The sequence below is a fragment of the Pseudoalteromonas sp. SR41-7 genome, assembly GCF_014163935.1.
Taxonomy (GTDB): domain Bacteria; phylum Pseudomonadota; class Gammaproteobacteria; order Enterobacterales; family Alteromonadaceae; genus Pseudoalteromonas; species Pseudoalteromonas distincta.
The window spans coordinates 204,243-216,280 of record NZ_JACJEF010000008.1 but is presented as its reverse complement, the minus strand read 5'-3'; the positions used below and the strand labels follow the sequence as shown (position 1 = coordinate 216,280).

Genomic DNA, 12,038 nt, shown 5'->3' with positions numbered 1-12,038 from the left:
CTAAAGGCTGAGAAGTCGCGGCCATCTAATACAGTTAACCATACGGCATCACCCACTACAGAATGCTTAAGCCAATCAATAACACCATCACCATTGTAGTCTGTAAATTTCACTAAATCAGAAGGTGCATTAGCTATATCATTTGGATCAAGCGGGTTTAAACCTAACCTAATTTCATCACCGTCAGATACACCATCACCATCGGTGTCAGCATTGTTAATGTCGGTGCCAAATAACAGCTCATCACTATTTGATACGCCGTCGTTATCAGCATCCGCTGCAGCGTCTGTTGCATCGAGTGGGTTTAAGCCATTGGTAAATTCGTCAAAGTCAGAAATACCATCAAAATCGCTATCGGCGTTGTAAATATCAGTACCCAGCTCTTCTTCTTGAATATCTTTTAAGCCGTCGCTGTCGGTATCGGGTAACGACTCCCAACGCTCATAAGTACTTAAATCAGTTTTAATCATAATTTGTATACTGGGCAACACAAATGGCGAAAGTTCATCGTCGGTTACCGTGCCATCGTTATTTGTGTCATAGCCAATGTAAGAGTATTGCAGTACAAATGCCTGCCCCGCGTCATTTACAGAAATGGTATCCCAATGGCGCTGGCGCAAACTATATCCTCTGTCGCGCTCAGTAACTACGTGCCTTTCATCTACAACATAACGCCAATCTTCGTAATTGTTATTACCCACCTCACCTTCTTGTAAAGTAACGTAACGCCACATGCGCCCGTCAGCAAAAAACTTATATCCGGTTAAGTCATCAACATTTATCACATCATTATTACTACTGCGAGTGTATAAGTAGGTGCCCAACGCCCAAAAGTTAGGAAAAGGAATATCTAAATTGTTAGCGTACTCTGTGTAGGTGTCGTCATATTTGGCCATCATGCCTATGTATGTGCGTGTTAAGGCATTATTTTTATACTCTTCAACGCGAGTAAAGTAGGCTTTTTCAATATTTATAAATGGGGTTATTTTATATTCAGCATCATCATTTACAAGTGTAATAACGCCCTCATTAACAGCCCAGCTATTATATTTAATGCCCGATAGCGTTTCATCGCTCACCGCACCATGAGCTTGCAGATCAACAGTCTCGGCAAATGTGCCAAAGTAATCCTCAGCCCCTTCATTAGTGTTCTCAATACTATAGGGCATAGGCACAGCCCACTTACCTTGAGGGTCATTTTTTTCAGAGGCCAGCATCACACTTGTTTTAACATCATATAGCTTATTAACTTTGTCAAAACTAACCGTACTTTTTAGCGTGCTTTCAGGCCAATCCCATTCATCAGGTACTATTAGCGTATTGTAATCATTACCTGCTAAGTGAACTGTCTCATAGTTATCAGCTAAACCCTGTTTTGAAATTGTTAAATCAAACTCAGTATATACTTGGTACTGTAAAATATAATTAATTTCCCCCCGCTCATATTTTTCATTTAAATGATCGGCTAGGGCTTGGCCATATAATTCAGCAATATCCTCAAAAGGCGGATATGAGGTTTCAGTATACTCTCGTCCTTTAGAGGTAAGGTTTATATTACCGCTCTCAGTTAAGACCCAGTCAAACTGCTCATCATAAAAAGAATCTGAAAAATCAAACCCGGCAATACCTGTACCATCACTTTCAAAATTAAGTGCAGTAGCAAAATAAGGTAAGTAAGTGTCGTTACCTTCATCTATTAAAACAAAGTCGCCTTCCACCAGCTCACTGCTTAAAAAAGCACTTGAGGCGCTATCTGCATTTAAACTAAGATTTGAATGTTGGCCGCTATAGTCCATTGTTGGAGTTGGAGTTGGAGTTAAATCTAAACTAAAGAGAGTCGTTTTTTTCAAGTCTGCCGAAGAAGGCTTTGCAGTAAAATAAGCTGCTTCTTTAGCACTATTTTTAGAAGGGTGAGTTACCAAAGTTTGTGAAGTTGCTGAAGAAGTAGCTAGCAAAATGCTAATTGCTAAACTAGCAATTTTCATAATAAGTCCTTTTAAATATAAAAAATTGTAAAGAGCGATCTTAATACAATTTACAAAAAAGAAACAACTTTTTTATTTGTATTTTAATATAAGCTTTAAGGAAGGAAAGGCTTCTTCTTCACTTCTCCTTGTGTTCTCTGTGGTGATAACAATGTCTTAATCACTTTTAAAAACAAATCTACCACCGAGGGCACAGAGGCGCTGCGCGCTACACCGAGGAGAAATTAGCTCTTCTCTTTTACTTCTCTGTGAGCTCTGTGTTCTCGGTGGTGATAGCAATGTCTTAATCACTTTATAAAAACAAATCTACCATCGAGGGCACAGAGGCGCTGCGCGCTACACCGAGGAGTTATTAGCTCTTCTCTTTTACTTCTCTTTGCACTCTGTGTTCTCTGTGGTGATAATAATGTCTTAATCACTTTAAGAGCTTTAGTCAAAAACAAATCTACCACCGAGGACACCGAGGCGCTTCGCGCTACACCGAGGAGTTATTAGCTCTTCTCCTTCACTTCTCTGTGAACTCGGTGTTCTCTGTGGTGATAACAATGTCTTAATCACTTTATAAAAACAAATCTACCATCGAGGGCATAGAGGCGCTGCGCGCTGCACCGAGGAGTAATTAGAGCTTCCCCTTCACTTCTCTGTGAACTCGGTGTTCTATGTGGTGATAACAATGTCTAAATCACTTGTTTATAGGGTACAAAACCAAATATGTTATTAGTTGGTGGTGGCTAGCTTGGCTTGGTAGGTATTCACTTTATTATTAATTACCTTACCATGAGGGCGAACTTTTTGAGCTAGCAGCCTTAATAAAAATTAAAAGCCAGCTTTTTTAAGTAACTTAAATCCTATTTTTAATATTAAAACAGGTAACTTAATCACTACCAAACAAATCGCGCGTATAAACCTTTTCTGCAATGTCATTTAGCTCTTCAACCATACGGTTAGAAACTACAACATCTGATATTTGCTTAAACTCATTTAAATCTTTTATTACGCGTGAATGATAAAACTCGTTTTCTTCAAGTACAGGCTCATAAACAACCACCTCAATACCTTTCGCCTTAATACGCTTCATAATGCCTTGAATAGCTGAAGCCCTAAAGTTATCAGAGCCCGTTTTCATAACTAAACGGTACACACCCACAATTTTAGGGCTACGTTTGATGATTGACTCAGCAATAAAGTCTTTACGGGTAGTGTTAGCATCTACAATTGCACCAATAATATTATTTGGTACGTTTTGGTAATTAGCACGTAACTGCTTAGTGTCTTTTGGAAGGCAGTAACCGCCGTAACCAAACGATGGGTTGTTATAATGATTACCAATGCGCGGGTCTAAGCCGACACCTTGTATTATTTGTTTAGAATTTAAGCCGTGAGCCTCTGCATAACTATCAAGCTCATTAAAGTAAGCGACTCGCATAGCTAAATAAGTATTTGAGAATAACTTAATCGCCTCAGCTTCAGTAGAGTCAGTAAACAATACTTCAATATCTTCTTTAATAGCACCTTGTTTAAGCAAGTTAGCAAAAACAGTTGCACGCTCACTTTGCTCACCAACAACAATACGTGACGGATGTAAGTTATCGTAAAGGGCTTTACCTTCGCGTAAAAACTCTGGTGAAAACATTAAATTTTCAGCATTGAGCTGTTGTTTAATATCGGCTGTAAAACCTACGGGAATAGTCGATTTAATTACCATAACGGCATTAGGGTTATGCGCTATTGCATCTTTAATAACAGCCTCTACTGAGCTCGTATTAAAGTAGTTATTTTCAACATCGTAGTCAGTGGGCGTTGCTATAATTACGTAATCAGCATCTTTATAAGCGGCTACTTTATCAGTCGTGGCTGTAAAATTTAAATCACTGCGCGTTAGAAATTCACTAATTTCTGTATCAACAATCGGCGATTTTTTATCATTCAAAAGCGCTATTTTATTTTCATCAATATCCAACGCAACTACTTCATTATGCTGCGAAAGCAACATAGCATTAGATAAGCCAACATAGCCTGTACCCACTACGGCAATTTTCATGTTATTCCTTTTATTTGATAGCTTAATAAGCTTTAGATAGTTGAACGACAATGATAAAAAACTTTAATCTCATAGATATAAATAAAACTAAGATCCCTGCTATAAAAACAAAGTAACTTAACGTTTAATGGTCATTACCCCCTCAAATTTACTCCCCCTATTAATTAACCCTTTATGTGCGGGGTTACAATTAACTGCCTGATATGCACAATTAACATGTTTAAATTGAAGACTAAACATGTTCCAATCACTGTTTATATCCCAAGCCTTTAGACCTTTAACTCGTATCATTTCTTAGCTATTAATGAAAACATGCCCTCTCAACATTAGATCTAGCTCATCGCAGTCAATCGTCCAGAGACCAGCTCCATCATCAGAGCTTTCTCCAAAAAACAACTCATATTGCGTTTTAGCCGAAAAACAACAAAGCACCTCATTTAAAAGGCAAAACTCGGGCGTAGTTAGACTTATTAATAGGCTCCCTTCTTGCATGAAAGCAGCATTATGTAATGCACTTCCAGAAGGACCTACAACAATTTTAGAGTTATGTAATAAGTTAACCTGCTCTTTTAACGAAAGTGTTTCCGGATAAATAATCTCAAACCCAAATTTAGAAAAAATTGCCTCTACTTTATCTTCATTAGCAAGTCTACGTTTTTCTTTTTTTAACAGTTTTCTAGATAAATATACCTTTCTGTCATTACGCAAACCTTCTGGTTTAAAAAAGCTTTTAATTTTATGCCAAATATACTTCTGAGACTTTACATTAACGCTTGAGTGTAAAATCAACGACTGACTCGGAATAATCAATTTTTCAAAGTAAAAGTTTTTTTCAGCAAAAATTATATCTTCCTCATGAATACCAAAGGAAAGTAGAAACTCTTTAGCCCACTTTTTATCTTTTATGAAGTCATTACCTTTATTGTAATAGTTAAATAAAAACTTATAGTTAGATTTTTTTTCTAATAATTCAAGAACCCAACACCTAGATAATGTTTCCATCAAAAAATGGCCGTAATGGGGGATTAACCATCCTAAATAAATAGTATCACCCTCAATTTTTGTATAATTATTAGAAAGATCCAGTTCAGTATTTTTATCATACTTAAAAAAGTCGTGTTTAGGCCCTCTAAAGTGATGACTACTTTCAACTAAATTGCCAGCACAATCATAAATATTTATAGGCATAGTTCTTGATTTTAAATCAAGTTCGGAACGAACTGACTTAGCACTATCAATAATATTAATATTTAAACTAAGATCATTTATTTGTTTGTTGAAGTAGCTAGGTGTGAAGGTATTAGCTCTATTTAAAATCGTAACATAGTCTTTCCAGCACTTAGTTTTCATAAAATCCTTCATTTTTTTGACTTTCTATTTTTAAGCCATTTTTTTGCCAATCGATTCTTAGGGTTTATAAAAAGAGCTAATCTCATTAGCTTATATGCCAATGAATTATCCTTATTTATAAAAAAAACAGCTGCGTCTTTAACTAAGTTAGCATAAAAAGTAGATGCGTCAGCCTTTGAGTTATTGTATTTTAAATTTATAACCTTTGTAATAGACACTCGGCTCAGAAAAAATTTAACGGAATGAAAGTATGGCATTACATCCGGAATAAGAAAGTCCAAATCGCGGCTATAAGCAGAGTCGAGAGGAGTTTCGTAAGATAAATCGCACGCTACTAAATTTTTTGCCACATAAAAACCAGCCAACCTTGTGTTATTGTTACAGTTTATAAAGTCGCTAACATTCACCGATGCTTCAGTTGTTTTGATATCTACTTTTATAGTGCTAAATTGCGTGCTTTCATCTATTTTAATTGGAGTTAATAGTTCATTGAATGCATTAAGGTTATTGAAGGCCTTACGTAAAACATTCTTTTTGCTTGCAATTTCAATCGCTGAATCACCATCACTCCAAGTAGCAATACCGATGAGGTAATAGCCGAATGAAGACTTAGGGAAAGTATATACCTCCCCCTCATCCAACTCTAAAAGCTCTGCTTCGAACATAGAGTTTTGCTTAGTCTCTATCGAACCAAATAGATTTGCATTCAAAAATGAATAGTTGCTTTCTGCTAAAATCAATTTATCTTTGTTAATTGCTACATTTTTTAGAGATGTAAAGTAAGCAATGACATTAACTCCAATATTATACATATAAGAATTATTTACATGCCTTGGATCTGGCATCACCATATCCATAACATCACTACTTAACTCCTTAAAGTAAAGTGCTAGATCAACAATGTAAAAGCCATGATTAATTGCATTAGCCCTATGTGCATTGTTAATCTCTTCAATAATATCAATAGATTCAGTTTTCCCTTCGATAAATTTAACTGGCAAAATAAAAACTACACAGTTTTTATTTAACTTGGACAATTCTAAATAATATTCGGATATTTTTTCTACCATAAAGTTAATAGGTGCATTTAAAACATTAACATTATGGCTATCATTAACATTTGATTCTGTAATAACCAGGTCAGCATTAATAATTTTTTGTCTATTTTTAGATAATTCAGAAGCATTTTGTACAACGGAAGAGGCACCAATAGCAAAATTATGCAAACTAGATTTACACCCCAACCCACTTTTCAAAGCACCACTCATTATAGAGTTAGATCCACCAAGCAAAATCGTATTTAGTTTTTTAGTCAAGTTAACACCTAGATCTATTAAAGTTTTTTAAGAAGCTCTATATAAGCTGACATATTAAAACCAGAAACGATATCCGTAAATAACTCTATCGAGCTCAATGTTTCATTTGCTGGACCATCTTCGTTTAACAATAAAATCTCTGTCAAAGAAGTGAATACTTTGTATTCTTCAGCTATATAGATTACTTCATCATATTTTTTTTTATAAATATAAGCCGCTATATTATCGTGCAATATTGGCTTTGTGCCTTTAGTCGCTTTATTGCTAAAAGTTCTAGCTCTAATTTTTTCTGCCCTATATTCTGTTTCGTCTAAGCCCGCCAATTCTAATAACCGATGAAAGTCCTGCAATATTACAGTTCCTTCAACAGACATAGTTTCATTTTTAGCAGTTGCTAGCTTCAATTCAAATTCATAACCCAGCTGTTCAATATACTTATGAAAATCAACAATCACATCGCCTTTATACAAACAAGCTCTGTCAAACTCTTTTAAGGTAAAGCTAGCAACGTTAATTGAACGCCAATGATTTATAGCTTCAAGCATTTCATACCTGAAGCCAGAAGGTGAAGGAAGTTTATAGTGATTCTTTAATGCTTGCTGTGCAACCGAAAGGTAGTATTTAGCGGGGTCTCTCAAGTACATAATTACATGTATTTCAGTAAAACCTAAATTTGTTAAGTAAGCTTTTATTGTTGCAACTTCATCATTATTTGATAAAAATAAAAACTCTGATGAGACGATAATATCATCATGCCCTTTAATATTCTCTTCAAAAGACTCTTTTATAGCTTTTTGATAATCAGAATACCCTTGTGGATCGTTTTTAAACTTAGCTTTAATATTTGATGGTGTATCACTGATTTCACAAAAGGCAAACCTAAAAATTTGATTACCTTTGTGGTTAAGTATAGTAGGGTAAAAAAGCTTCGAATCATTTTCTTTTTTACATTCGTATAAGGCTTTTTGTATTGATGTGGAGCCTGTTTTACCTGACCCAACATGTAATATAATTTTTTTCATCAAGTACTCTTTTTATAAACATTATGCTTTAGTTTTATTATATTCGTAGGGCATTCTTCTATCCCACTTAATATTCTCTTTAACTATACTGGCAGGAAACCCAGCTATAACACAATTTCCCTGTTCAAAAGCCTTTGTAACAACTGCATGACTTCCCACAACACTATCAGTAGCTATTTTTGACCCTTTTAAAAAACTCACATCTTCGCCAACCCAAACCCTATCAGCTATGTGCACATTTTTAGGTAAATTTATTGCGGTGTCAGTTGCTAAATCTACTACAGAATGACCATCTGAGGTTCTAACTTTAATACCCCACGAAAATAACCCATTATTCCCTATGGTAAACGTTTCATCACCATCATTCATTTGCACTTCAATTCCGCCACAACTAAAGTTTTCACCAATTGTAAATACCTGGTTATTACCACGAATAGACGTAAACTTAAGATTGTTAATATTTTTACTGGTCGCTTTAACTTCAAACCTTTTATTGTTGCCTTTCAGGTTTAAAACTAAATTTTTATATAAAAGAGCTTTACCAAGGTATATATTATTATCATTACCCTTTAAAATAATTCTGCAGCCTTTGAAAATAGAGCCTTCCTCAACTGTAATAGTATTATTTTCACCTGAGTCTTCTATTTTTAAACCTTCGATATCCATAGGCTTCTCCAAAAAAATAAACACTATAATTAACCATAGTGTCTATTTTTATAAGTATTAAACGAGTGAACTAAACAACTTAACTTCAGAAAATGCGGCTTTACGTACAGAGAAAGTCTGCGCAGTTTCAATCGCTTGATGCTGAAATATCAATTTTTTATCTACTGGTAATTCTAAAAACTCGGTAACCGTATCAAAAACCGTTTTTTCATCTCTGGGGTCTACAGCATAGCCATTAACATTATGGTTAATATATTCGTCTGCACCACCAATAGCAGGCACAACCGATACACACCCACACGCCATTGCTTCAAGCCCTGTTCGTCCAAATGCTTGGTAATCTGATAGGTCTATAAAAAGATGGCTTTTACGCAACAACGCAGATACCTGATTACGCGTTAGTACACCGTGATTATGGTAGTTAAAATCGGTAGGTAAGTTACTGTAAAATAAGTCGTCGTCTGAGCAACCAAAAATATTTATGTTAACTTGGGTACCAAATTTTTCAGATAAGTTTTTTAGTAAACGCATGGTTCGCATTGGGGCACGCCTTGGTGTGCTAGGCCTTACCATTGCACTTACCCATAACTGAGTTGTTGATTTACTCAAACCAGGGTAGTAAACATCATGATCAATACTTGGGGCTACCTTTTTTACATCAATACCGTGGTTTGAGGTAATGACATTACGGATCCAATCTGTTTTTGCAAATACAGTCATATCCGGTATTAAAGTATAGCTATCATAAGCTTCTTGCCAAAGGGGGTCATCTGGTAAAGCAAATAACGGCTCATAATCTTGAGCGTAATAAGTTACTTTAGGTTTATTACCTTTCACTAATTTTAATGCCGATTGCACTAGCTTTACTGAAGTAAAAATAGTGCATACAACAACATCTGTTTTTTGTAGGTGAAGGGCTAATGTTTTCTCATCAGAAAACTCAATCACATTACGGCTAACATTAGGCATATCAATGTAAGTTGTGACAAAGGTTGGGTAATTTTTTGTATTAACCGCTATTTTTACATTTAACCCCATTTTTACTAGCTCATTAACTTCTTGTGCAACAGAATGAGCACCGCCACCGCCACCTTTAACAGGTAATACATAAATAATATTCATTATGATTTCTCGTCTGCAAATTGATTAAACTCAGCTACCATTTTTTCTCTAAGTTCTACTAATGCTGGATTTTCGCGTATGATTTTAGTTACTGCATTCCAGTCCACATCAGGATGCTTTTTCTTTAAAGCTTCGCTTCCTTGTTTAGCGAGTACTTTTCTTTTTTCGTGGCCAAAGCTTTTTGATTTAGCATGAAAAATATAGGTATCATCAGCTATCAATAATTTATACCCTGCTTTTACTGCTCGCGCGCACATGTCATTTTCTTCACCATAACCAACTGGAAAAGCTACTTCGTCTAATAACCCTATTTTATCCAGCATATCCATGTTAATTAACTGGCAAAACCCGTTAATTACACCAACTTGTGGGTACTCACGTATTGAATGATTAGCAATGAGCTCAGCCATTGCATCAACAGAAAGCCCCTCAGGTAAGGGGTTTAAGTGCCAATCTCCAGATTCGTCATGAATTCTTGGTACAGATTGCCAGCTAGCTGCGTTACTAAGCGCCCCTACCATACCAATGTTATTTTCTGATTGAGCACAATTCATAAGCTTACCTAACCACTTATCACTTACAATAGTGTCGCTATTTAACACGACAACCCACTGTGCGTTTGAATGCTTAATCCCTTTATTTACTGACTTTGTATAACCAATATTTTGAGGATTAGTTAAAACTTCAAGGTGGTTAAAGCTGTCATTAAATGCAGCTAACATTTGCGCCGTTCGCTCATCTTCACCATCGTTTATAACAATTACTCGATGCGTGATATCTGTTTTTTCTATAAGCGCTGATAAGCACAGTAATACATCATCGCACGCATTGTAAACGGGCACTATAATGTCAATAAACGGAAAATTTCTTGAAGGGCGCGTCATCTTTTGTGGCGTTAAAGCAGCAACAGCAGCACCAAACTCGCTATTGAATACAGTATTGTTTATGAGCTCATTTTTATGTGAATTAGCTGTTTCATTAAAAAATACAGGCTTCTCACTTGCCCAAGCATCTAAACCTTTTAAAATGCTAAGCTGAGAAGTAATGCTGCTATCTTCAAATGCAATGTTGTGTGTGAAGGCACTGGTATCAACTATTTCGGCTTCATCTGTATTATTTTCAGCTGGCACCATGGTAAGGCTAAACAGCGTAAAGTCGCCACCAGCAACCAAGTCAAAAGCAAGTGCTAATACCGGTTTATCCACCTGATTTTTTAATACTTTTTCTAACTGACTTGCCTTTAAACTAAATTGTAGTGTTTGTCTGCCATTTAACGTAACTTTACGAGCAATATCCGCCACAACAGTATCTTTTACGCTATTTCTGGCAATTAAATATATTCTGGGTAGCACAGCCTTTTTATTAAGTGCCATTGCTTCAATATCAATGTTCACGTTGTAATCTACAACATTTAAGTGTGCTTTATGTAGAGCCGTTATAATACGCGCGTAACCTTCAATGGCACCAGTGCGCACTCTAAGCCCCAATTTGGCTTGAATGTTTTGCGCTAACGGATCAATTTGAGCATTATCAGACATAACGGCTATATTGAGTTTTGATTCATTACCTTTGTTCATCTCAACGAACCAGTTATCGGCTAGCTCTTGACCTCGAGCTAATTTAGGGAAAGCAACCCCTTTATTCCAAGTTGTTAATTCACCGTTTTTAATTACATTAGTTGTATCTTTAACAAGCTCTTTTTCTGCAGCTAACTCATCGTTAATTTGTATAGGCGTTTTAAATTTAGCGCAATTTTCAGATAGGCAGATCATGCTTAGGTCAATAAAGCGCTTGCCATAGTGTTTTGTTCTTAATACTAATTTAACTACACCACTGCGAATATGCTGGCTTAAATCCGATGTCAAAAATATTTTTTTATAATCCCATGCAGGCGACAGCATGATTGGCTCATCAAGTAAGCAAGCCCCTGTTTCTGTTGAAATAAAACGTACATGGACATTGCTTATATGCGAACTTTTCGCCACCAAGGCAAGCTCTAAAGGAAACTCTTGCTCAGCATCTAATTTTTCAGCATCTAAATCCAGCTCTAACTCAAAAAATTGCTTTGAGCTATGTGCATCTGTAAAAGCAAATCGTGTATAGCTGCCATTAGTATGTTTTAGTGATGAAGGCGCAACAAAACGATCTAGAGTCATCCCAACCCTATGATTTACTGCAACACTTGCATCATTAATACTGAATAAATCAGACTTAGTGAAAAAAGGGTTTTTGATCAAACATTCGCCATTAGGGATATAGTATTCTTGTTGACATACAACTGTTTCGTCGACTTTTATGCTAAAAAGCTGCTTACCGGCAAGCTCTGATATATGCTCACTTACATCGATAGCAAAACCAGCCGGTTCATCAGTTATTCCAGCCTCTACTATATCTTCTCGCATAAATTTATTATTAATATCAGCAAGGTATGTATCACCACAGTAAACTTTAGCGACTAAGGTACCCGATGAAATCCAACCTGTTATTTTGCCGTTGGAAAAGCTTTCTATAAATCCGTTAAATTCTGACATTTTAT

General features: G+C 35.9%; 8 protein-coding genes. All 8 read right to left on the bottom strand.

Going from position 1 to position 12,038, the window contains the following annotated elements:
• On the bottom strand, window positions 1-1,985 hold a 1,985-nt coding region (locus tag H5092_RS13080; protein WP_220492535.1), incomplete at its 3' end, for a thrombospondin type 3 repeat-containing protein.
• A gap of 874 nt (window positions 1,986-2,859) precedes the next feature.
• Complete coding sequence (locus H5092_RS13075; RefSeq protein WP_182733667.1) at window positions 2,860-4,026, bottom strand: nucleotide sugar dehydrogenase; 1,167 nt, start codon at window positions 4,024-4,026, stop codon at window positions 2,860-2,862.
• Between the two features lie 294 nt (window positions 4,027-4,320).
• Window positions 4,321-5,376 carry a DUF563 domain-containing protein gene (locus H5092_RS13070; RefSeq protein WP_182733666.1) on the bottom strand — a complete coding sequence of 352 codons (1,056 nt, stop codon included), beginning with the start codon at window positions 5,374-5,376 and terminating at the stop codon, window positions 4,321-4,323.
• A gap of 8 nt (window positions 5,377-5,384) precedes the next feature.
• The gene (locus tag H5092_RS13065; protein WP_182733665.1) at window positions 5,385-6,692 is read right to left on the bottom strand and encodes a hypothetical protein; all 1,308 of its coding nucleotides are present in this window, start codon (window positions 6,690-6,692) and stop codon (window positions 5,385-5,387) included.
• Between the two features lie 17 nt (window positions 6,693-6,709).
• Window positions 6,710-7,714, bottom strand: a complete 1,005-nt coding sequence (locus tag H5092_RS13060) for a hypothetical protein (RefSeq protein WP_182733664.1) — start codon at window positions 7,712-7,714, stop codon at window positions 6,710-6,712.
• A gap of 21 nt (window positions 7,715-7,735) precedes the next feature.
• Entirely contained in the window at window positions 7,736-8,380 is a 645-nt protein-coding gene (locus tag H5092_RS13055; RefSeq protein WP_182733663.1) for a hypothetical protein, read from the bottom strand.
• 57 nt (window positions 8,381-8,437) lie between these two features.
• A complete protein-coding gene (locus H5092_RS13050; protein WP_182733662.1) occupies window positions 8,438-9,502 on the bottom strand; it encodes a glycosyltransferase in 1,065 nt (354 codons plus the stop codon).
• Window positions 9,502-12,033, bottom strand: a complete 2,532-nt coding sequence (locus tag H5092_RS13045) for a glycosyltransferase family 2 protein (protein WP_182733661.1) — start codon at window positions 12,031-12,033, stop codon at window positions 9,502-9,504. The genes H5092_RS13050 and H5092_RS13045 overlap by 1 nt, the downstream gene beginning before the upstream one ends.
• Window positions 12,034-12,038: the final 5 nt, after the last annotated feature.

What these genes read in the sequence shown, in the direction of transcription:
- H5092_RS13050 (WP_182733662.1), bottom strand. Translation starts at nt 9,502, where the DNA reads ATGAATATTATTTATGTATTACCTGTTAAAGGTGGCGGTGGCGGTGCT.
- H5092_RS13060 (WP_182733664.1), bottom strand. Translation starts at nt 7,714, where the DNA reads ATGAAAAAAATTATATTACATGTTGGGTCAGGTAAAACAGGCTCCACA.
- H5092_RS13075 (WP_182733667.1), bottom strand. Translation starts at nt 4,026, where the DNA reads ATGAAAATTGCCGTAGTGGGTACAGGCTATGTTGGCTTATCTAATGCT.
- H5092_RS13070 (WP_182733666.1), bottom strand. Translation starts at nt 5,376, where the DNA reads ATGAAAACTAAGTGCTGGAAAGACTATGTTACGATTTTAAATAGAGCT.
- H5092_RS13045 (WP_182733661.1), bottom strand. Translation starts at nt 12,033, where the DNA reads ATGTCAGAATTTAACGGATTTATAGAAAGCTTTTCCAACGGCAAAATA.
- H5092_RS13055 (WP_182733663.1), bottom strand. Translation starts at nt 8,380, where the DNA reads ATGGATATCGAAGGTTTAAAAATAGAAGACTCAGGTGAAAATAATACT.